The organism is Rhodococcus sp. P4_F5 (assembly GCF_056401315.1).
This window is the reverse complement of record NZ_JBFUJP010000005.1, coordinates 40,610-61,717: the sequence shown is the minus strand read 5'-3', so window position 1 is coordinate 61,717 and position 21,108 is coordinate 40,610. Positions and strand designations below refer to the sequence as shown.

22 protein-coding genes are annotated in these 21,108 nt (G+C 71.0%); 12 read left to right on the top strand and 10 right to left on the bottom strand.

Going from position 1 to position 21,108, the window contains the following annotated elements; translation table 11 throughout:
• Window positions 1-2 precede the first annotated feature (2 nt).
• The 4 genes from AC1DU4_RS04585 to AC1DU4_RS04570 are packed head-to-tail and all read right to left on the bottom strand — an operon-like array spanning window position 3 to window position 3,135.
• Window positions 3-1,103 (bottom strand): sulfate/molybdate ABC transporter ATP-binding protein, encoded by a 1,101-nt coding sequence (locus AC1DU4_RS04585; RefSeq protein ID WP_477837891.1) that lies wholly within the window; start codon window positions 1,101-1,103, stop codon window positions 3-5.
• Window positions 1,104-1,113: 10 nt separating this feature from the next.
• Window positions 1,114-1,926, bottom strand: a complete 813-nt coding sequence (locus AC1DU4_RS04580; protein WP_477837890.1) for an ABC transporter permease — start codon at window positions 1,924-1,926, stop codon at window positions 1,114-1,116.
• Window positions 1,927-1,951: 25 nt separating this feature from the next.
• A complete protein-coding gene (gene modA, locus AC1DU4_RS04575; RefSeq protein ID WP_477837889.1) occupies window positions 1,952-2,737 on the bottom strand; it encodes a molybdate ABC transporter substrate-binding protein in 786 nt (261 codons plus the stop codon).
• Window positions 2,734-3,135 carry a TOBE domain-containing protein gene (locus tag AC1DU4_RS04570; RefSeq protein WP_477837888.1) on the bottom strand — a complete coding sequence of 134 codons (402 nt, stop codon included), beginning with the start codon at window positions 3,133-3,135 and terminating at the stop codon, window positions 2,734-2,736. Before AC1DU4_RS04570 ends, modA begins: the two co-directional genes overlap by 4 nt.
• 216 nt (window positions 3,136-3,351) lie before the next feature.
• On the opposite strand from AC1DU4_RS04570, the gene AC1DU4_RS04565 reads away from it, so the two are divergent.
• Window positions 3,352-4,722, top strand: coding sequence for a class I SAM-dependent methyltransferase (locus AC1DU4_RS04565; RefSeq protein WP_477837887.1), 1,371 nt, complete (start codon window positions 3,352-3,354; stop codon window positions 4,720-4,722).
• Between the two features lie 170 nt (window positions 4,723-4,892).
• Here AC1DU4_RS04565 and AC1DU4_RS04560 read toward each other — a convergent pair whose 3' ends face one another.
• Window positions 4,893-5,372 carry an Lrp/AsnC family transcriptional regulator gene (locus tag AC1DU4_RS04560; RefSeq protein ID WP_477837886.1) on the bottom strand — a complete coding sequence of 160 codons (480 nt, stop codon included), beginning with the start codon at window positions 5,370-5,372 and terminating at the stop codon, window positions 4,893-4,895.
• Between the two features lie 141 nt (window positions 5,373-5,513).
• On the opposite strand from AC1DU4_RS04560, the gene hppD reads away from it, so the two are divergent.
• A complete protein-coding gene (gene hppD, locus AC1DU4_RS04555; protein WP_477837885.1) occupies window positions 5,514-6,722 on the top strand; it encodes a 4-hydroxyphenylpyruvate dioxygenase in 1,209 nt (402 codons plus the stop codon).
• Window positions 6,723-6,862: 140 nt separating this feature from the next.
• Window positions 6,863-7,216, top strand: coding sequence for a hypothetical protein (locus AC1DU4_RS04550; protein WP_477837884.1), 354 nt, complete (start codon window positions 6,863-6,865; stop codon window positions 7,214-7,216).
• A gap of 12 nt (window positions 7,217-7,228) precedes the next feature.
• On the opposite strand, the gene AC1DU4_RS04545 is transcribed toward AC1DU4_RS04550, so the two are convergent.
• Window positions 7,229-8,764 (bottom strand): ATP-binding protein, encoded by a 1,536-nt coding sequence (locus tag AC1DU4_RS04545; RefSeq protein ID WP_477837883.1) that lies wholly within the window; start codon window positions 8,762-8,764, stop codon window positions 7,229-7,231.
• 247 nt (window positions 8,765-9,011) lie between these two features.
• Between AC1DU4_RS04545 and hemL the strand changes: the two genes are divergently transcribed.
• The 7 genes from hemL (at window position 9,012) to AC1DU4_RS04510 (ending at window position 17,066) form a co-directional block, all read left to right on the top strand.
• Window positions 9,012-10,337, top strand: a complete 1,326-nt coding sequence (gene hemL / locus AC1DU4_RS04540; RefSeq protein ID WP_477837882.1) for a glutamate-1-semialdehyde 2,1-aminomutase — start codon at window positions 9,012-9,014, stop codon at window positions 10,335-10,337.
• A gap of 82 nt (window positions 10,338-10,419) precedes the next feature.
• Complete coding sequence (locus AC1DU4_RS04535) at window positions 10,420-11,088, top strand: histidine phosphatase family protein (protein ID WP_477837881.1); 669 nt, start codon at window positions 10,420-10,422, stop codon at window positions 11,086-11,088.
• The gene (locus tag AC1DU4_RS04530) at window positions 11,085-11,690 is read left to right on the top strand and encodes a TlpA disulfide reductase family protein (RefSeq protein ID WP_477837880.1); all 606 of its coding nucleotides are present in this window, start codon (window positions 11,085-11,087) and stop codon (window positions 11,688-11,690) included. The genes AC1DU4_RS04535 and AC1DU4_RS04530 overlap by 4 nt, the downstream gene beginning before the upstream one ends.
• 2 nt (window positions 11,691-11,692) lie before the next feature.
• Window positions 11,693-12,550 carry a cytochrome c biogenesis CcdA family protein gene (locus AC1DU4_RS04525; protein WP_477837879.1) on the top strand — a complete coding sequence of 286 codons (858 nt, stop codon included), beginning with the start codon at window positions 11,693-11,695 and terminating at the stop codon, window positions 12,548-12,550.
• A gap of 20 nt (window positions 12,551-12,570) precedes the next feature.
• The gene (gene resB, locus AC1DU4_RS04520; protein ID WP_477837878.1) at window positions 12,571-14,250 is read left to right on the top strand and encodes a cytochrome c biogenesis protein ResB; all 1,680 of its coding nucleotides are present in this window, start codon (window positions 12,571-12,573) and stop codon (window positions 14,248-14,250) included.
• Between the two features lie 16 nt (window positions 14,251-14,266).
• Window positions 14,267-15,250, top strand: a complete 984-nt coding sequence (gene ccsB / locus AC1DU4_RS04515) for a c-type cytochrome biogenesis protein CcsB (protein ID WP_477837877.1) — start codon at window positions 14,267-14,269, stop codon at window positions 15,248-15,250.
• A gap of 169 nt (window positions 15,251-15,419) precedes the next feature.
• Window positions 15,420-17,066: an NTF2-like N-terminal transpeptidase domain-containing protein gene (locus AC1DU4_RS04510; protein WP_477837876.1), complete on the top strand. Its 1,647-nt coding sequence runs from the start codon at window positions 15,420-15,422 to the stop codon at window positions 17,064-17,066.
• Window positions 17,067-17,139: 73 nt separating this feature from the next.
• Here the strand turns inward: AC1DU4_RS04510 and AC1DU4_RS04505 are convergent, their stop codons facing one another.
• The 4 genes from AC1DU4_RS04505 to AC1DU4_RS04490 all read right to left on the bottom strand — a co-directional run bounded on the left by AC1DU4_RS04505 (window position 17,140) and on the right by AC1DU4_RS04490 (window position 19,514).
• Window positions 17,140-17,340: a hypothetical protein gene (locus AC1DU4_RS04505; protein WP_072842646.1), complete on the bottom strand. Its 201-nt coding sequence runs from the start codon at window positions 17,338-17,340 to the stop codon at window positions 17,140-17,142.
• Between the two features lie 104 nt (window positions 17,341-17,444).
• Window positions 17,445-18,635 carry a lipid-transfer protein gene (locus AC1DU4_RS04500; RefSeq protein ID WP_477837875.1) on the bottom strand — a complete coding sequence of 397 codons (1,191 nt, stop codon included), beginning with the start codon at window positions 18,633-18,635 and terminating at the stop codon, window positions 17,445-17,447.
• A complete protein-coding gene (locus AC1DU4_RS04495; protein ID WP_477837874.1) occupies window positions 18,632-19,087 on the bottom strand; it encodes a Zn-ribbon domain-containing OB-fold protein in 456 nt (151 codons plus the stop codon). The genes AC1DU4_RS04500 and AC1DU4_RS04495 overlap by 4 nt, the downstream gene beginning before the upstream one ends.
• 208 nt (window positions 19,088-19,295) lie before the next feature.
• Entirely contained in the window at window positions 19,296-19,514 is a 219-nt protein-coding gene (locus tag AC1DU4_RS04490) for a BldC family transcriptional regulator (protein ID WP_477837873.1), read from the bottom strand.
• Between the two features lie 172 nt (window positions 19,515-19,686).
• Between AC1DU4_RS04490 and AC1DU4_RS04485 the strand changes: the two genes are divergently transcribed.
• Both AC1DU4_RS04485 and cds1 read left to right on the top strand, forming a co-directional pair.
• Window positions 19,687-20,007 carry a DUF4229 domain-containing protein gene (locus AC1DU4_RS04485; RefSeq protein ID WP_477837872.1) on the top strand — a complete coding sequence of 107 codons (321 nt, stop codon included), beginning with the start codon at window positions 19,687-19,689 and terminating at the stop codon, window positions 20,005-20,007.
• Window positions 20,004-21,095, top strand: coding sequence for an L-cysteine desulfhydrase Cds1 (gene cds1, locus AC1DU4_RS04480; RefSeq protein WP_477837871.1), 1,092 nt, complete (start codon window positions 20,004-20,006; stop codon window positions 21,093-21,095). Before AC1DU4_RS04485 ends, cds1 begins: the two co-directional genes overlap by 4 nt.
• Window positions 21,096-21,108 lie beyond the last annotated feature (13 nt).

The window sequence follows — 21,108 nt, the reverse complement described above, 5'->3', positions numbered from 1 at the left end:
GCTCAGCCGGCGGGTGCCGGCAGCGCCGGGTGCAGCTCCACCTCCTGGGTCTTGACCACGAAGTACACCTGCCGCCCTGGTGCGAGGTCGAGGTCGGCGACGGCCGCGGCGGCGACGTCCGCCGCGAGACCGGCGCTGCCGTCCGGGTTCTCGGCGCCGCGCACCCGCACGGTCGTCCCGTGCACCTCCATCTCGGCAATGGTCACGGGGAGCGCGTTGCGGGGGCTGGCATGCGGCGGTTCGAGGTGCACCGCCACCGCGGCCGACCGGAACAGGGCGACCGCCGCCGCGCCGGGGTGGAGGTCGCCGCCGGGCTCCTCGATCCCGGAAACGGTGGTGCCCCAGGGCGTCTCGAGTGAACCGGTTGCGGCCATCGTGCCGGCGAGCAGGTCCACCCCGGCGATCCGGGCGCCGAAGGCGCTGCGCGGCGAGGTGAGGACCGAGCGCACGGTGCCGGACTCGACGATCCGGCCCGCGTCGACGATCGCCACCCGGTCGGCCAGGGCGAGCGCGTCGAGGAGGTCGTGGGTGACGATCACCGCGGTCCGCGACTGCTCACGCAGGACGGTCCGCAACAGCCGGCGCACCACGGGCGCGGCGGTCACGTCCAGCGCGGACATCGGCTCGTCCAGCAGCAGCAGTCGCGGCTCGGCGGCGAGGGCCCGCGCGATCGCGACCCGCTGGGCCTGGCCGCCCGAGAGTCGGGCGGGCCGGCGGCGGGCCAGGTCTTCGGCGTCGACGGCCTGCAGCCACTGCCGGGCCAGCACGCGGGACGCCGCCCGGCCCGTCCCGCGGCTGCGGGGTGCGAAGGCGACGTTCGCGGCGACGCTGAGGTGTGGGAACAGCAGCGGCCGCTGGGACAGCAGCGCCACGCCGCGCGCGTGCGGCGGGACGAACACGCCGGCGGCCGTGTCGGTGAGGGTCGCGTCGCCGAGCGTGACGGTGCCGTGGTCGGGCCGCACCAGCCCCGCGATCAGCGACAGCAGCGTGGACTTGCCGGCCCCGTTGGGGCCGAGGACGGCCAGCACCTCGCCGTCCGCCAGGTCGAGGTCGAGGTCGACGCCGCGCCGCTCGATCCGGGCCCGCACCGACAGCGCGCTCACCGCGGGCCCCTCACGGCGCGCCACTGGTGAGACGCCGGCCGTGGACCGCGACCACGATCACGGCCGCGACCACGATGAGCAGCAGTGACAACGCGACCGCGGCGTCCGGGTCGGTCTCGCGTTGCAGGTAGATCTCGAGTGGCAGCGTGCGGGTGACGCCCTGCAGCGAGCCGGCGAAGGTGATGGTGGCGCCGAACTCGCCGAGTGCCCGGGCGAAGGCGAGCACCGCCCCGGAGAGCAGGCCGGGCAGCACCAACGGCAGCGTCACCCGGCGCAGCACCGTGGTGGGGCGGGCGCCGAGGGTGGCGGCGACCCGCTCGAAGTCGCGGCCGGCCACGCGCAGTGCGCCCTCGAGGCTGACGACGAGGAACGGCAGCGAGACGAAGGTCTGCGCCAGCACGACGGCGGTGGTGGAGAACGCGATCCGGACGCCGAAGGCCTCGAGGTGCTGGCCCAGCAGGCCGTTGCGTCCGAAGGTGTACAGCAGTGCGATGCCGCCGACCACCGGCGGCAGCACCAGCGGCAGCAGCACGAGGGCGTGCAGCAGCGAGCGCCCGCGGAAGTGTCCGCGGGCCAGCACCAGGGCCATCGGTACCCCGAACACAATGCACAGCAGCGTGCTCGCGGCGGCGGTCTTCAGGCTCAACGCCAGTGCTGTGCGGGAGGATTCGGAGGTGACCAGCGGGACGAAGTTCGCCCAGTCGATCTCGACCAGCACCGCGACCAGCGGCAGCAGCAGGAAGGCCGCGCCGATCGCTGCGGGCAGGTAGGCCCACGCGGGCAGGCCCACCCCCGCCGCGGTGCCCCGGCGCAGGCCGGTCACCGAGCCGGTCCCGCCGACCGGTGGGTCACGGCGCCGCGAACCCGGCCTCGGCCAGCACCTGCCGACCGTCCGGTCCGATCACCAGCTCGACGAATTCTGCTGCGGCGGAGTGGTTCTGTGACTCGTTCAGGACGGCGATCGGGTAGGTGTTCACCGCGCGGGACGCCTCCGGGAACGCCACCGCGGTCACCTTCTCGCCCGCGTTGGCGGCGTCGGTGACGTAGACCAGGCCCGCGTCGGCCTGCCCGGAGGTGACCTTCCCGAGGACGTCGGTGACCGAGGACTCCTCGCTGACCGGCGCGAGGTCGACGCCGGTGGCCTGCTCCACCTTGACGGTCGCCGCGCCGCAGGGCACCTGCGGCGCGCACACCACCACCTGGTTGCCGGGCTCGGCCAGGTCGGCGAACGATGTGATGCCCCGGGGGTTTCCGGGAGCGGTGACGATGGTGAGGGTGTTGGTGGCGAAGTTGACGGGGACTCCGGCGACGAGCCCGCCGTCGGTGGCCTCGGTCATGTTCGCGGTGTCGGCGGAGGCGAACACGTCGGCGGGCGCGCCCTGGCTCAGCTGTGCCACCAGGTCGGAGGAGCCGGCGAAGTTGAACCGCACCCGGCTGCCGGGGTGTGCCTCCTCGAACTGCGCGCCGAGTTCGGTGAACGTGGGCTTCAGCGAGGCCGCGGCGAAGACGGTGACGTCGCCGGTGACCGCCGCACCGGTGGTCGGGGCGGCCGGGTCGTCGGACGAGCCCCCGCAGCCGGCCACCAGGGCCGTGGCGGCCAGCACGGCCAGCAGGCCGGGAACGGTGCGGGTCACGATGTACCTCCGGGTGTTTCGACGACGACAGTGGTGGCCTTGACCATCGCGACGGCGACCTTGCCGGGCACCAGCCCGAGTTCGGCGGCCGACGTGCTGCTCATCAGCGAGACGACGGTGAAGGGCCCGCACTGCATCTGCACCTCGGCCATCACCTTGTCGGTCGTCACCTTGGTCACGAGCCCGACGAACCGGTTGCGGGCGGAGCTGCCGGTGCCGAGGGGGTCCGGTGGTGGCGTGGCGTGCTCGCGGGCGAACTCGGCGAGGACCTCGCCGTCGATGACCTTGCGTCCCGACTCGTCCTTGCCCGCGACCAGCGTGCCGGCGTCGATCCAGCGCCGCACCGTGTCGTCGCTGACGCCGAGCAGTGCCGCGGCGTCCTTCACGCGAATTGACATGTGACCCCTCCGTCATCCGCGTATGCGGTTGTTTCGAGATGTTAGACCAGTGGATGCCGATAATGCACCGCGAAGTATCCGCGTTCGCGATTCTTTCGCCGTCGCGGTTCCCCGGCCCGGTCCTGGGTCCGGAGGTACCGTGAGGTGGTCACCTGCAGGCGCGGCGCCGCTCCTGCCGACGCCGCTCGGCTTCGCCCCGGAAACGGAGGCCGATTCATGTTGTCGTCGTCGGTGTTCGCGTCGAGAAGTGCAGCACCGCAACTGTTGTCGGTATTCGAGTCCGTCGCGGGCGCACCGCTGCCGGTACGGGTCCGCTGCTGGGACGGGTCGGTGGCGGGGCCCGAGTCCGCCGCCGTGACCGTGACCTTCCGCAACCGGCGGGCGCTGCGGCGAATCCTCTGGTCCCCGAACGAGCTGGGGCTGGGCCGCGCGTACGTCGCGGGCGACCTCGAGATCACCGGCGACCTGTTCGCCCTGCTGGAAGACCCGGACGTCATCGGGCGGGTGGCCCGACGGGACGTGCGCGCGCTCGGGTGGCGCGAGCTGGCGGGTCACGCGGGTACCTTCGTGCGGCTCGGCGCGCTTGGCCCGCGTCCGAAACCTCCCGCCGAGGAGCTGAAACGGCGCCGCGGTGCCAAGCACAGCAAGGCGCGTGACGCGGAGGTCGTCTCCCGGCACTACGACGTCGGCAACGACTTCTACCGGTTGCTGCTCGGCCCGAGCATGGTCTACTCCTGCGGCTACTGGGAGCGCGGCACCGCCGGGACGCTCGAGGACGCTCAGCACGACAAGCTGGACCTGGTCTGCCGAAAGCTGGGGCTGCGGCCGGGCATGCGCCTGCTCGACGTCGGCTGCGGCTGGGGGTCGATGGCGATCCACGCCGCCCGGCACTACGGCGTCCGTGCGGTGGGGGTGACGGTGAGCGGGCAGCAGTGCACGCTGGCGCGGGCCCGCGTCGTCGAGGCCGGGGTCGCGGACCGCGTCGAGATCCGGCTGCAGGACTACCGCGACGTGACCGACGGCCCCTACGACGCGATCGCGAGCATCGGCATGTCGGAGCACGTGGGCGACGCCCAGTTCGACACCTACCTGGCGGGCATGGCGCGACTGCTCCGGCCGGAGGGGCGGTTGCTCAACCAGGCGATCGCATCCGTTGCGCCACTGGCGGATCCATCCCACGAGCCGCCGAACTTCGTGGACCGGTACGTGTTCCCGGACGGGGAACTGCTGCCGCTGAGCCGGGTGCAGGGCGCGGTCGAACGCGCGGGGCTCGAGACCCGGGACTGCGAGTCGTTGCGCGAGCACTACGGCGTCACGTTGCGGCACTGGGTGGACAACCTGCGCGGGTCCTGGGCCGAGGCGACCGCGTTGGCAGGGCCGGAGCAGGCCCGGATCTGGCTGCTCTACCTGGCGGCCAGCGCCGTGTCCTTCGAACGGGGGCGGATCACCGTCAACCAGGTGCTCGCGGTGCGCCCCGGCGACCGCGGCGGCAGCGGGATGCCGAGCACCCGCGAGGAGTGGCTCGGCACCGTCGGGCACGCGCCGTTCGACCCGGCGGCGGGGTCCGCCGGCAACGCCGCGCCGTAACTTACCTTTGGGTAGACTTACCGATCAGTCAGTACTACCCTGACAGCGTCTGTGACGGTCGCTTCGAGGGGTGTGGCCGTCCGGAGTGCGCGCCGGGATCGGCAAGGGCAGTTGCCTGTCCGGCTCGGCTCGGCGCCCCACCGACCTGCGGACCCCGGGTGATCCCGGGCTCAGCGGTCCCGGGCGCCGGCCGCGGCCTGCGCCAGCTGCAGCAGGCGCAGCGGGATCTGGGTCTGCAGCGCGATCGCGGTCGACGAGCGTAGCACGTGCTGTCCGTCGACGATCTGGTTGATCACCCGCTGCAGGTCCGCGTGCGTGCGGGCGACCACCCGCACGAGCAGGTCGCCGGCGCCGGTGATGGTGAGGGCCTCGAGCACTTCCGGGATCGCGGTCAGGTGCTCGACCACGGCCTCGTGGCCCTGGCCCTGGACGATCTCGAGGGTGGCGAAGGCCGTGACGGGAAATCCGAGCGCCTCGGGGTCGAGGGTGGGGGAGAGGTCGGCGATCACGCCGCTGCGTTCGAGGCGCTCGAGCCGGGCCTGCACCGTGCCCCGGGCAACGCCGAGCCGGCGGGAGGCCTCGAGCACCCCGACCCGGGGCTCGGCGTGCAGCAGCGCCAGCAGGTCCGCGTCGAGTCGGTCGATACTCATCCCGGCACCTCGCTCACACACGGCCACTCGCCCTGGTCAACTTGTCCGGTCACGGTCGGACAACTCCCAGCATTCTGTACAGAATGGTCAGCGTCAATCGCGGTCGTTGCCCGCCGTCCCGGCACGGATCACAGTGAAGGCATGACCCTCGCGGACCGCATGCTGACCCCGCACGAACGCGCCGCGCGTCTCGGTGCCGACCAACTCCGTCAGCTGGTCGGGTTGGTGGACCACGACGACGCCGCGGACCCGTTCCCGGTCGTCGGCGTCGACGCGGTGGTGTTCGCGTGCGGCAACGCCACCCAGAGCGCGCAGTACTTCGTCGCCACCTGGGGCATGACGCTCGTCGCCTACGCCGGCCCGGAGACAGGCAGCCGCGACCACAAGTCCTTCGTCCTCGAGTCCGGTTCGGTGCGCTTCGTGCTCGAGGGCGCGGTGGATCCGGCGAGCCCGCTCGCGGACCACCACCGCAGGCACGGCGACGGCGTGACCGACCTGGCCCTCGAGGTCCTCGACGTGGACCGCTGCGTCGCGCACGCCCGCGCGCACGGGGCGACCGTCCTGCTCGAACCCCACGACGAGGCAGACGAGTTCGGCGTGGTGCGGGTCGCCGCGCTCGCGACCTACGGCAGCACCCGGCACACCCTCGTCGACCGCGGCCGCTACGACGGGCCGTACCGGCCCGGGTTCGTCGCGCGCCGCAGCGGATTCGTGTCCCGCCCCGGTGTCCCGGTGCCGCTGTTCCAGGCCCTCGACCACGCCGTCGGGAATGTCGAGATGGGTCGGATGGACCACTGGGTCCGGTTCTACAACGAGGTCATGGGCTTCACGAACATGGCCGAGTTCGTCGGCGACGACATCGCCACGGAGTACTCGGCGCTGATGAGCAAGGTCGTCGCGAACGGCAACCACCGTGTGAAGTTCCCGCTCAACGAGCCCGCGGTGGGACGTCGGCGCTCCCAGATCGACGAGTACCTCCAGTTCTACGGAGAACCCGGCTGCCAGCACCTGGCCCTGGCCACGGCCGACATCCTCGGCGCCGTCGACGCGCTGCGCGCCGCGGGCGTGGAGTTCCTCGACACCCCCGACGCCTACTACGACGACCCGCAGTTGCGGGCCAGGATCGGTGCCGTGCGGGTGCCCGTCGACGATCTCAAGCGTCGCGGTGTCCTGGTCGACCGCGACGAGGACGGCTACCTGCTGCAGATCTTCACCAAGCCGCTGGGCGACCGGCCGACCGTGTTCTTCGAACTGATCGAACGGCACGGCTCCCTGGGCTTCGGGAAGGGCAACTTCCGGGCCCTCTTCGAGTCCATCGAACGGGAGCAGGCGGCGCGCGGGAACCTGTGACTCGCGCGCGCCGAGTGTGCAGATCCCGTCGGACGCACTCGGGCGATGCCCCGGCAGATGCACACTCGAGCCGGGCCGTGACCCGATCGGTACTCGTTGCGCTGGCGAATGGTGCCCCGGTCGTGTTCTATCTGTGAACTATGAGCTCAGTCACCCGCATCGTCGCCGCCACTGCCGGATCCGTCGCGATCCTCGCCGCGTCCGCCGCGATCGCGACCGCCGCCCCCGCCGTCGCGAAGTACACCCCACTCGCCGACGGTGGCCACACCGAGTACCTGGTCAACCCGGTCCTCAACCAGGACGACCTGCTCAGCACCGACAAGGACATCACCACGATGCCGGACGTGCGGGCACACAGCATCGACGGCCGCACCTTCTCCTTCTACCGGGTCGTCGACGGCACCCGGATCGGCATGGTGCGGATCAACGAGTTCTGCCTGCCCACCGGCGCCTGCCACGGCATCATCGTCGACGGCCCCACCTCGGTCTTCTGACGCGGGACCTGCTCACGCCCAGGTGGTAGGCACGTCGCCGCCGCCCTCGGGGCTGACCCGGGTGCCCACCTGGGCCAACAGCGGCACCGGCGCGATCGGCCCGGCGAACAGCGCCTGACCGAGACCGAAGCCGGTCGCCCGGTGCAGCATCGGCGCGGGCACGTGCGAGAACAGGGTGCTCAGGTCGTCGAGGTCGGCGGTGCCGTTCATCCGCATCAGCACCAGGTTGTCGCACTGCGAGACCACGTTCGGGTGCACCTTCCCCGGGCGCTGGGTGGCGACGAACAGGTGCAGGCCGAACTTGCGTCCCTCCCCGGCGATCAGCACGCCGAGTTCGGCCGTCGCCGCCAGCAGCGGGTCCTCGGTGACGGCGGGCAGCACGTTGTGCGCCTCGTCGACGACGAGCAGGACCGGCTCGCGATCCCGGCGACCGGCCCACCGCCTGCCGAGCATCGCCAGCGCGACCGCGGTCCGCTCGTCCTGCCGCGACAGGCTCCCGACGTCGATGACGAGGCACCGGGCGGCCCGCGCGTCGAACTCCACCGCCGAACGCTCGTCACCGCGCCGCCACAGGTCCCACTCGCCGATCCGGAGGTTGCCGATCCGGGCGGCGAGGCGCTCGGTTTCGGGGTCCGCCGCGGCGGCCGCCGCCAGGTCGCCGATCGAGTACGGCGCGGTCAGCGTCGCGGACACCTGACGGAACGCGCGGAACTCGTCGAGGTCGCGGATCGGGTCCATCCGCAGCAGCAGCGCCTGCACGTCGAGATCGAGATCACTGAAGTCCAGGCACAGCGTGTGCGCGCCGCCGTAGCCCCGTGCCCGCGCCACGTGCACCCCCGTCGCGACCTCGCGGTGGCGCGCGGCGGCCGGCGAATCGTCCCCCGGGTCACATGCGCCGAGGAACACGTGATCGGAGTTCGGGTCGAGCACCACGATCGGCAACTCGGTGTGGCCGAGCAGTCGCTCGAGGAGGCCCCCGGTGGTGTACGTCTTGCCCGACCCGGACTGGCCGCACATGAAGGTGTGCCGCGAGAACCCCGTCGCGCGAAGCCTGGCCGGGACACTCGGCGCCTGTCGAAGGACACCGATCTCGATGGTCGCGACTGTCCCCGTCAGTCCCCCGGCGATCGCGGCCACCTCGTCGCCGGTCGCCGGCCGCAGCGGGTGCTCTCCGAACGGCTCGACCGACTGCCTGGCGACGAAGAAGTCGCCGTCGAACTCGCCCAGGGTGGTCGCGGCACCGGTCAGCGCGCGCATCAGCGGGCGGGCACGAGCCGAGACGACACCCATCTCGGTCATCTGCTCGCGCACCGCGAAGTCCAGCTGCGGGCCCTCCCGTTCGACCATGCGGACCTCGCGCACCTGCACCACGACCCGGCGTGCGCCCGTGAACTCGATCACCGCGAACCCGCCGATCTCGACACCGGTGGCGATCGGCCCCATGAAGGCCACCTCCCGGCCGTCGGCCGACGCGGCCACCTGCGCCACGTCGAAGTGGTCGTAGAGTTCGTGTCGGTGCGACTGCAAGGCGTCGAGCATCGGTTCCATGCCGACATCCTGGCATCGCCACCCCGGCCGTCCGACGATTTCCGGCCTCCCACGGGTTTCGCGACTGTGTCCCCCTGGTCGCTCCACGGGCTCCGCTCCTGGGTGACCCGGGTCGCTCCGCGGGCTCCGCTCCTGGGTGACCCGGGTCGCTCCGCGGGCTCCGCTCCTGTGTGACCCGCGTCGCTCCGCGGGCTCCGCTTCGCACCCTGCCTTTGTCAAGATCGAAATAACTGGGACACTGGGGGTCGTGACTGTTTCCACCGGCGCTTCGGCGCGGCCCGCCACCACCTCCGCCCAACTCTTCGAGCGGGCCGGCGCGGTCATCCCGGGCGGCGTCAACTCGCCGGTCCGCGCGTTCCAGTCGGTCGGCGGCACCCCACGCTTCATCGCGAAGGCGTCCGGCTGCACCCTCACCGACGTGGACGGCAACGACTACGTCGACCTGATCTGTTCGTGGGGCCCGATGATCCTCGGTCACGCGCACCCGGCCGTGGTCGAGGCCGTCCAGAAGGCCGCCACCACCGGACTGTCCTTCGGCGCCCCCACGGAGGGCGAGATCGAGCTGGCCGAGCTGATCGTGGACCGGGTCGGCTCCGTCGACCAGGTGCGTCTGGTCAACTCCGGCACCGAGGCCACCATGAGCGCGGTCCGGTTGGCCCGCGGCTTCACCGGCCGCAGCAAGATCGTCAAGTTCTCCGGCTGCTACCACGGTCACGTCGACGCGCTGCTCGCCGACGCCGGCTCCGGCGTCGCCACCCTCGGGCTGCCCACCTCGCCCGGCGTCACCGGCGCGCAGGCCTCGGACACCATCGTGCTGCCCTACAACAACCTCGACGCCGTCGCCCAGGTGTTCGCCGCGAACCCCGGCCAGATCGCCTGCGTGATCACCGAGGCCGCCGCCGGCAACATGGGCGCCGTCGCGCCGCTGCCCGGTTTCAACGAGGGCCTGCGCCGGTTGTGCACCGCGCACGACGCCCTGCTGATCATGGACGAGGTGATGACCGGGTTCCGGGTCAGCTCCGCCGGTTGGTACGGCCTCGACGGCGTCGCCGGGGACCTCACCACCTTCGGCAAGGTGATGAGCGGCGGCCTGCCCGCCGCCGCGTTCGGCGGTCGCGCCGACGTGATGAACCACCTCGCCCCGGCCGGTCCGGTCTACCAGGCCGGCACCCTGTCCGGGAACCCGGTGGCCGTGGCCGCCGGGCTGGCCAGCCTGCGCGCGGCCGACGACGCCGTGTACGACGCCCTCGAACGCAACTCCGCGACCCTCGGCCGACTGCTCGGCGAGGCGCTCACCGAGGCCGGGGTCCGGCACCAGGTCCAGTTTGCAGGCACCATGGTGAGCGTGTTCTTTGCCGACCGTCCCGTGACCAACTACGCGGAGGCCAAGGCGAGCGACACCTGGCGCTTCCCGGCCTTCTTCCACGCACTGCTCTCCCGGGGTGTGTACCCGCCGCCGAGTGCCTTCGAGGCGTGGTTCGTCTCGTCGGCCCTCGACGATGCTGCGTTCGACCGGATCGCGGCCGCGCTGCCGGCCGCCGCAAAGGCCGCGGCCGCGGCCACCGCCCCGTAGCTCCGCCCGCCAGACGCCTCACCGGCAGCTGTTCCACGGCCGCCGCCAGCCACCCCGCCACTGAAGATCACGGAGCAACCACGTGACCAGCCCGAACCAGACGCCGTCGAGCGACCATGCCGCGACCCGCACGATCGTGCACGTGCTTCGGCACGGCGAGGTCCACAACCCGAAGGGGATCCTCTACGGCCGCCTCCCCGGGTACCGGCTGTCGGTGACGGGGGAGGCGCAGGCCCGCACCGTCGCGTCGGTGCTGGCGAACCACGACATCACCCACGTGGTGGCGTCGCCGCTGCAGCGCGCCCAGCAGACCGCCACCCCGATCGCGGACAAGCACGGCCTGACGCTGGCCACCGACGACAACCTGATCGAGGCGGACAACGACTTCGAGGGTCTCAAGGTCTCCGTCGGCGACGGCGCGCTGAGCCGGCCCCGGCACTGGTGGAAGCTGCGCGACCCCTTCACCCCGTCCTGGGGCGAGCCCTACCTGCAGATCGCGCACCGCATGCTGGCCGCGGTCAACACCGCGCGCGTCGCCGCCGTCGGGCACGAGGCCGTGTGCGTCAGCCACCAGCTTCCGGTGTGGACGCTGCGCCGGTTCCTGCAGGGTGAGCGGCTCTGGCACGACCCGCGGAACCGGCAGTGCGCGCTGGCCTCGCTGACCTCCTTGGTCTACGAGGGCGACACCCTCGTCGACATCGTCTACTCGGAGCCCGCGGGGGCGTCCGATCCGAGGGTGACCGGGGCATGACTCGCTTTCGTGCCGCGCCGGTCCTGCGTGCTCTCGTGACGCTCGCCGTGCTCGGGTCGGTCGCGGCCTGCGGCACCGGGACCGACGCGGTGGTCCAGGGCGGCACCTTCGACTTCGTCACCCCCGGCGGCAAGACCGAGATCTTCTACGACCCGCCGAGCGAGCGCGGCACCATCGGCAACATCTCCGGTCCGGACCTGATGGTCGACGGCAAGACGACCTCGCTCTCCGACTTCGCCGGCCAGCCCGTCGTGGTCAACCTGTGGGGTCAGTGGTGCGGGCCGTGCCGGGGCGAGGCCGACGACCTCGAGACGGTGTACGAGAACACCAAGGACCTCGGCGTCGCCTTCCTGGGCATCAACGTCAAGGACCCGCAGCAGGACAAGGCGCAGGACTTCGTCACCGACAACAAGGTGAGCTACCCCTCCGTGTACGACCCCGCGATGCGCACCCTCACCGCGCTCGGCGGCAAGTTCCCCACCAGCGTCATCCCGTCCACCCTGGTCCTGGACCGGGAGCACCGGGTGGCGGCGGTGTTCCTCAAGGCCCTGCTGGCCGAGGACCTGCAACCGGTGGTCGAAAGGGTCGCGCGAGAGCAGTGAACATGACAGATCTGACCGCTCCCCACCAGACCGTCCTGGCCGCCGGAATCGGCGAGACCTTCCAGAGCACCGCGGCCTCCGGACCGCTGCTGCTGGCGATGGCGGTCTGCGTGCTCGCCGGCCTGGTGTCCTTCGCCTCGCCGTGCGTGGTGCCGCTGGTGCCCGGCTACCTCTCCTACCTGGCGGGCATCGTCGGCGCCGACGCCCCGGCGGTGACGGCCGCCGAGGCGTCCGCCCGCAGCGAGGGGTCGGTCCGCACCGAGGTCCGGGCCGCGAGGCTCCGCATCGCCGGCGCGGTCGGGCTGTTCGTGCTCGGCTTCACCGTGGTGTTCGTGCTCGCCACCGCCTCGGTGTTCGGGCTGATCTCGACGCTGATGATCAACCGTGAGGTGCTGCAACGGGTCGGTGGTGTGGTCACCATCGCCATGGGCCTGGTGTTCATCGGCCTGGTGCCCGCGCTGCAACGCGACGTGCGTTTCGAGCCGCGGCGGGTCTCCGGCCTGATCGGCGCCCCGATGCTCGGCGCGGTCTTCGGCCTCGGCTGGACGCCGTGCCTGGGCCCGACCCTCGCCGGGGTGCTGTCCGTGGCGGCAGGCACCGAGGGCGCGACCGCGGCCCGCGGCGTGCTGCTGATCGTCGCGTACTGCCTCGGCCTGGGGCTGCCCTTCGTGATCCTGGCGTTCGGTTCGGTGAGCGCGCTGCGCGGGGTGGGCTGGTTGCGGCGCAACGCGCGGGTGATCCAGATCTTCGGCGGCGTGATGCTGGTGGCGGTGGGCCTGGCCCTGGTCACCGGCGCCTGGGACGTCTTTGTCAGTTGGATACGCGATGCGTTCATCTCGGAGGTGACGTTGCCGATATGACGGTGAACGAGGAGCAGGTTGTGACGGAACAACAGCCGGCGGGCACCCCGCCGCGGCGGCAGTCGGCGTTCGGCCGCGTGGTAGCCCTGGTGCGCAACACCTGGCGTGGGCTGACCTCGATGCGGACGGCGCTGGTGCTGCTGTTCCTGCTGGCCTTCGCGGCCATCCCCGGCGCGCTGCTGCCGCAGCGCAGCCTCAACGCGGGCAAGGTCGACGAGTACATCGCCAACCGCGGCAGCCTGGGCACCCTGATGGACAAGCTCGAGCTGTTCGACGTGTTCGGCAGCTTCTGGTTCACCGCGGTGTACGTGCTGCTGTTCATCTCGCTGGTCGGTTGCATCCTGCCGCGCTGCTGGGAGCACTACCGGGCGCTGCGGACCCAGCCGGTGGCCGCGCCGCGCCGGCTGTCCCGGCTGCCGCATCACCTGACCACCGGCACCGACGCCGACCCGGAGGCCGTGGTCGAGCTCGTCGGCGCCCGGCTGCGGGGCTGGCGGAAGGTCACCCGCACCGGCGGCGACCTGCGCGCGGGCCGCCCCGGCGAGATCACCCTCTCCGCGGAGAAGGGCTACCTGCGTGAGGCGGGCAACCTGGTCTTCCACCTGTCGCTGGTGGGCCTGCTGGTGGCCATCGCCGCGGGCAAGCTCTTCAGCTACGAGGGCAACGTCGTGGTGGTCGCCAACGGCGGTCCGGGCTTCTGCACCACCTCGCCGGCGGTGTTCGACGGGTTCCGGGCGGGAAACAACGAGGACGGCACCGGGCTGACCCCGCTGTGCGTCAAGGTCAACGACTTCACGGCCGACTACCTGGAGAACGGCCAGGCCGAGATGTTCACCTCGAACATCGAGTACCAGGCCGGCGACGACATTGCCAGCAACACCTGGCGCTCGCAGCAGCTCCAGGTGAACCACCCGCTGCGGGTCGCGGGCGACCGCGTCTACCTGCAGGGACACGGCTACGCGCCCACGTTCACGGTGACCTTCCCGAACGGGGAGACCCGCACCGAGACGCTGCAGTGGCGTCCCGACGACGCGACCACCTTCCTCTCCAGTGGGGCGCTGCGGATCGACCCGCCGGGTGGCATGTACCCCGACGCCGAGGAACGCCGCAAGAACCAGATCGGCATCGAGGGCCTGTTCGCGCCGACCGCGCTCTTCCACGGGAACCTGCTCTCGTCGAGCTTCCCCGCGATGAACGACCCGGCGGTGGCGATCGACATCTACAAGGGCGACACCGGGCTCGACACCGGCAACCCGCAGTCGATCTTCTCGCTGAGCAAGGAACTGGTGAACCAGGGCCGGATGGTCAAGCAGGACCGGGTGAACCTGCGGCCGGGCGAGAGTTCGACGCTCGCGGACGGCACCGTCGTCCGGTTCGACGGGGCCACGGACTTCGTGAACCTGCAGGTCTCGCACGACCCCGGGCAGCAGTGGGTGCTGGTGTTCGCGCTGTCGATGATGGCGGGTCTGCTCGTCTCACTGGTGGTCAAGCGACGCCGGATCTGGGTGCGTGTCTACCCGGCGCCGGAAGATGCCGACGCAGTGTCGGCTACATTGGGTTCGCAACGACGTACCGTAGTAGAGCTGGGTGGGCTCGCCCGCACCGACCAGGCCGGTTGGGGCGACGAGTTCGACCGGCTCGGTAGCCGCCTGCTCGACGATCTCGAACCCGCACAGACCACATCGCAGAACCGCGCCTGAGGCGCAGGAGACAACCATGCCGATCAACGAGACGATTGCCCACTACAGCGACTGGGCGTTCGAGTCTGCGTTCGCGATCTACGTGCTCGCCTTCGTGCTGCTGATCGCGCAGTACGCCACGACCCGAGCCGACGTGGTCGCCGAACGGGAGGCCCGCGAGCTGGTCGCGGCGGGAGGGGCGCCCGCGCCCGTGGACACCACGGTGCCCGGCAAGCTCGTCGAGCAGCCGCGCAAGCCGTGGTCCGAGCGGCTCGGCAACATGGCGCTGTCCATCCTGGTCGTCGGTGTCGCGCTGCACGTGGCCTCGATCGTGCTGCGCGGATTCGCGACCGACCGGTTCCCGCTGGGCAACATGTACGAGTTCGTGACGATGGCCACGGCCGCGGCGATGCTCGTCGGCCTGATCGCGCTGCGCGGGCAGGCCTACCGCTCGATGTGGGTGTACGTGCTGGTCGTGGTCATCCCGCTGATGTTCCTCTCCGCCACCGTGCTCTACGCCGACGCCGCTCCCGTCGTCCCGGCGCTGCGCTCGTTCTGGCTGCCCATCCACGTCACCATCGTGGCCACCGGCAGCGGCATCTTCCTGGTCTCGGGCGTCGCCAGCCTGCTGTTCCTGCTGCGGATCCGGCAGCCGAAGGGCGAGGAGRCGGCCGGCATCTGGGGCAAGGTGGCGGCGCAACTGCCCGACGCGCAGACGCTGGACCGGTTGGCCTACAAGACCACGATCATCGCGTTCCCGCTCTTCGGTGCCGGCGTCATCCTCGGCGCGATCTGGGCCGAGGCGGCCTGGGGCCGGTTCTGGGGCTGGGACCCCAAGGAGACCGTGTCCTTCATCGCCTGGGTCATCTACGCCGCATACCTGCATGCCCGGGCAACCTCGGGCTGGCGCGACACGCGCGCCGCGTGGATCAATGTCGCCGGCTTCGTGGCGATGTTGTTCAACCTCTTCATCATCAACATGGTCGTCTCTGGCCTGCATTCGTACGCCGGCCTGAACTGATTTGCCGCGCCGTCCCAACGAAGTCGCAGGTTGCAGCGATCCGGTTACCTGGACGGTCACAGAATGGTTGCGGTGAGCAGAAGGTGCTACACGGAACTGTGTTCCAGTTGTGACCACTTCGGTTGGCGGCCTGCGAGCGGACCGGCCGCACATGCACAATGATCGACTCATGCGCACGGTTCGGGCGAAGCTTCGGGTCTGGAACGGTATCGCGCTGGGTGCGGTGCTACTGCTGAGTGTGGGCGTGGTCTCAGGGGTGCTGGACAGACCCAAGACCGACGCCGAAACGGTCGTCGCGACCTTCGTCGACGCGCTCAACTCCGGCGACGTGGACACCGCCGCGAGTGTCACCTCGTACCCGGCGGCGGCCAAGGCGACCATGTCGCAGATGTTCGACGCGCTCGAGCCCGAACATGTCGAGTACGACGTCAACCAGGTGATCGACCTCGGCGACGGCTCCGGGATGTTCAACGCGGCCGCGTCGTGGGACCTCGGCAACGGGCGGCACTGGGACTACAACGTCAACGGCTGGGTCCGGCAGCTGTCCATCGGCTGGCGGGTGTCGTGGAACCCGCAGACGCTGGCGCCCGGTCTCGGGAACGGACGCATCCTGCGGTTGGACCGGACAGACGCGGCGGCCCCCAGGGTGTTCGACCTCGTCGGCACGCCGCTGATGACCGAGCAGCGGATCAACGCGGTGAACCTGGACCCGGCCACCATCACGGACCCGGTCCGGACCACCGACCTGCTCGCGAAGGCGATAGAGCCGGTCGCGCCGCTGATCACCGCGGAGTCGATGCGGCAGGACCTCGCGAAGGCGAACGGCCAGCAGGTCACCGCGGTGAGCCTGCGCGACGCCGACTTCGAGATCCTCGAACCCGACCTGCGGGCGGTCCCGGGCGTGGTGATCGTCCAACGCCCCAAGCTCATCACCGTCGACCGCCGGATCTCGACGCCGTTGACGGACTCGCTCAAGAACGTCTGGCAGGCGAACCGCGACGAGACGGCCGGCTGGGCGGTCAACGCCGTGGACCCGGACGGCACCGTCACCCAGCTGACCGGCTACCAGGGCCCGCCCGGGCCGGACATCCGGGCGTCGCTCGACTCACGCCTGCAGCTGGCGGCGGAGGACGCGGTGGTCAGCGTCGGCACGCCGGCCGCGATCGTGGCGCTGCAGCCCTCGTCGGGGGCCGTGATTGCGGCCGCGCAGAACAACCAGGCCAGCGACCTCGGCCCGATCGCGTTCAACGGACTCTTCCCGTCCGGTTCGGCCATCGACCTGGTCCGCACCGCGGCCAGCGCGCAGAACAGCGACCTCGAGCACACCGCCCGGCAGTTGGGGCTGGGGCTGGACGTCGACATCCCGGGTCTGGACCAGCGGACGGCGGCGTTCCCCGGCGGCGGACCGAAGCTGATGCGTGCGGCCACGGACGGCCGCGCCGACGACGAGGTACGGGTCAGCCCGCTCGGGATGGCGCTGGTGGCGTCGTCGATCGCCCGCGGGACCCCGACGATTCCGGTCATCTCGTCCGGACGGCCGCCGGTGGCCAACCAGGGTGCGGCGCCGCTGCCCCCGGCGGTGACCGAGCAGCTTCGCACGATCATGCGAGACACCGTGCAGCGTGGCGACGCGTCCCAGCTCAAGGGCTACGGCGACCTGATCGGCGCCACCGGCGCGTCCGGCCAGGACCGGTGGTTCTACGGGACGAAGGGTGACCTGGCGTTCGCTGTCTACGTGCAGGACGCGGACGGCGGTGACCAGGCGGTCAAGATGACCGACCGGATGTTCACCGCGCTGGCAAAGCCGCCCGCGTAGCAGTAGGTCTTCGGCGAGGCCGCCCGGAGCGGTCGATTGTGCCCGCGTGTCGACTGTGCCCGCGTGGCGGCGCTCAGCCCGGCAGGTCGTTGGGGCCGGACTCCGGGGCGTCACCGTTCGTCGGCCGGTTCGGCCGCGACATCCGCCACAGGAACTCGGGATCGTCGTCGGGCCCGACGACTCGACCCGCCGGACGTGTGGTGTCCGGTCCGAATGCCTTCCACAACAGCACCGCGAGCGTCACCAGCCCGATCAGCGCCAACAGGTAGATCACGACGCACCTCCTTGTCTCGAGCGTAGCCGCCCCAAACGCCTCGGCACCATCGGCCGGAGCCGATGGTGCCGAGACACTGTGGTGCGGGTGCGCGGGTGGGGACGTCAGACGGAGACGATCACCGACGAGCCGTGGCCGAAGAGGCCCTGGTTCGCGGTGATGCCCACTCGGGCGCCCTCGACCTGACGGCCCTCGGCCTGGCCGCGCAGCTGCCAGGTGAGCTCGCAGACCTGCGCGAGCGCCTGCGCCGGGACGGCCTCGCCGAAGCAGGCCAGGCCGCCGGACGGGTTGACCGGGATCCGGCCGCCGATGGTGGTCTCGCCCGCGCGCAGCAGGTGCTCGGCCTCGCCGCGCTTGCACAGCGCGAGGTCCTCGATCCAGTCCAGTTCGACCGAGGTGGCGAGGTCGTAGACCTCGGCGACGTCGACGTCCTCCGGCGAGATGCCGGCCTCCTCGTAGGCCGCGTGACCGATGGACTCCTTGAACGTGAGTTCCGGAGCGGGCACCGCCGACGCGGAGTCGGTGGAGAAGTTCGGCATGTCCATGATGGTCTGCGGGAACGTCGGCGTGACGGTGGAGATGGCGCTGATCCGTACCGGCTCGGCGATGCCCATCTTGCGGGCGTACTCCATCGAGGTGAGGATGATCGCCGCGCCGCCGTCGGAGGTGGCGCAGATGTCGAGCAGGTGCAGCGGGTTGGACACCACGGGGGAGGCCAGCACGTCCGCGGCCGAGACTTCCTTGCGGTACCGCGCGTTGGGGTTGTTGAGCCCGTGTCGCGCGTTCTTGACCTTGACCGCGGCGAAGTCCTCGGACGTCGCGCCGTACAGATCGATCCGGCGCCGCGCGTTGAGCGCGAAGTACGCCGGGTTGGTCATGCCCATGAGGCGGAACCGCAGCCAGTCCGGATCGTCCCAGCGCTCGCCGGCGACCGGGGCCAGGAAGCCCTTCGGGGTGGTGTCGGCACCGACGACCAGGGCGACCTCGCTCAGGCCCGCGAGGATCCGCGCGCGGGCGGTGTCCAGGGCCTGGGCGCCGGTGGCGCACGCCGCGTACGAGGTGGCGACGCGGGCGCCGTTCCAGCCCAGTGCCTGGGCGAAGGTGGCGCCCGCGACGTATCCGCCGTAGCCGTTGCGGACGGTCTCACCGCCGACGATGAAGTCGACGTCCTGCCAGTTCACACCGGAGTCGGCGAGGGCGGCCCGGGCCGCGGCGACGCCGTACTTGACGAACGACTGGCCCCACTTGCCCCAGGGGTGCATCCCCACGCCGAGGATGGCGACGTCGTTGCTCATGCCTGCTCCTCGTTGTTCGTTGCGGCGGTGACGGGCTTCCATCGCCAGATGGTGCGCTCGCCGGTCTCGTCGGTGTACAGGGTCTCGACGACCAGGTCGACGGGGTCCCCGACCTTCAGGTCGTCGACGCCGTAGCCCTCGGCCACCTGCCCGAGCACCACGAGGCCCTCGGGCAGCTCGACCGCGGCCAGCGCGAACGGCACGTACGGGTCGGTGACCGGGATGTACGGGGCCGGCGGCTGGTACTGGGCGTCCGTGTAGGACCACACGGTGCCGCGGCGGGAGAGTTCGGTGTCGACGAACTCCTCGCCGGAGCAGGCCGGGTTCTTGCAGAAGGTGGTCTCCCGCGGGAAGGAGATGGTGCCGCAGGACCGGCACTCGGTACCGATCAGGGCCGGCGCCGGCCCGGTGGTGAACCAGCCCTGCACCGCTGGCGTCGCGATGTCGCTCATGCAATCCTCATCTGCTGGTCGGGCCAGTTCGCCGTGGCCGACTCACGCATGACGACGTGACCGGAAACGGCACCGTGCCCGGAAATGAAACGTGTTGCAGTATTACACGAGGTCGCGTCGTGTTGCCGAAGATTTCCCACTGACCGGACTCGTCGGGCGGGTTCCGCGGCAGCGGGTCTCGGAGACGTTGGTCTCAGAGATGCCTGTCTCAGAGATGTCGGGGGGTGGCCTCGGTGGTGAGTGACTCGAGCAGGGCCAGCACCTCGGACTCGCGGAAGCGTCGGTGGCCGCCGGGGGTGCGCAGCGAGCCGAGTCGGCCCGCATGCGCCCAGCGCGTCACCGTCTTCGGATCCACATGGAACATCGCCGCCACCTGGCCGGGGGTCAGCAGTGAGTCGTTGGCTTGCTGGAATGCGGGGACGCTCATTGAGATCCTTACGGGTCGTGCCGGTGGGTTCAGCGTCATGGTGGCATCGGGACCCCCGGGTACTCGAACCGCCTAATTCGAGTAAAGCGGAGGTAATGGACATAACGGACAGGTCCGGCAACCGGGACGTGCGCGACTGCGCCGCCTGAACGGGGGTCGGTAGCCTGGGAGAGTGACTGACGCATCCCAGAACCCCGCCCCCTCCGCCAAGGGCAAGCTCGCCCGTGACCTGGCTCTCTACACCGTCGCGCGGCTGGGTCTGGTCATCCTGGTCGCGGCGCTCATCGTGGGCGTGAGCAAGCTGGTCGGCGTGGAGGTCCCGCTGCTCGTCGCGGCCATCTTCTCCGTGATCATCGCGCTGCCGCTGTCGCTGGTGCTGTTCGCGAAGCTTCGGACCCGGGTCAACGTGCAGATCGCCGCGGTGGACGAGCAGCGTCGTCGTGATCGCGACGACCTGCGGTCCAAGCTGCGTGGCGACGACGGCGCCAAGTGAGCGACACGACGGTCGACCACAGTGCCGCGCGGGACTGGGTGGACAACGCGGTCCGGCTGATCGATGCGGACGCCCAGCGCAGCGCGGACACCCACCTGCTGCGCTACCCGCTGCCGTCGGAGTGGAACGTCGCGCTCTACCTCAAGGACGAGTCAACTCACATTACCGGCAGCCTCAAGCACCGGCTGGCGCGCTCGCTGTTCCTGTACTCGATCTGCAACGGCTGGGTCACCGAGGACACCACGGTGATCGAGGCGTCGTCGGGGTCGACGGCGGTCAGCGAGGCCTACTTCGCCAAGCTGCTCGGCCTGGACTTCGTCGCGGTGATGCCGCGCAGCACGAGTCCGGCGAAGATCGCGCTGATCGAGGCGCAGGGCGGCAGCTGCCACTTCATCGACACCCCGTCGGAGATCTACGCGGAGGCCGGCCGTCTCGCGGCCGAGTGCAACGGGCACTACATGGACCAGTTCACGCACGCCGAGCGGGCCACCGACTGGCGCGGGAACAACAACATCGCCGAGTCGATCTTCCAGCAGATGACGCTCGAGCAGCATCCCGTCCCGGAGTGGGTGGTGGTCGGTGCCGGCACCGGCGGCACCAGCGCGACCATCGGCCGGTACATCAGGTACCGCAGGCACGCGACGCGGCTGCTGGTGGTGGACCCGGAGAACTCGGCGTTCATCGGCGGCTACCGGACCGCCAGCGCCGACTTCGAGACCGGGATGCCGTCCCGGATCGAGGGGATCGGCCGTCCGCGCGTCGAGCCGTCGTTCGTGGGCCAGGTGGTGGACCGGATGGTGACGGTGCCCGACGCCGGTTCGATTGCCGCCGCGCGGCACGCCAGCCGGGCGCTGGGCCGCCGGGTCGGCGGTTCCACCGGGACCAACCTGTGGGGCGCGTTCGGGGTGATCGCGCAGATGCTCGCGGACGGACGCAGCGGCAGCGTGGTGACGCTGCTGTGCGACGGCGGCGAGCGGTACGCGGACACCTACTTCGACGACGAGTGGGTGCGCGGTGAGGGCCTGGACCTGACCGGTCCGACGGCGGTGCTCGACACCTTCGTGGCCACCGGGCGCTGGCAGGCCTGACCCGGCCCGTGGC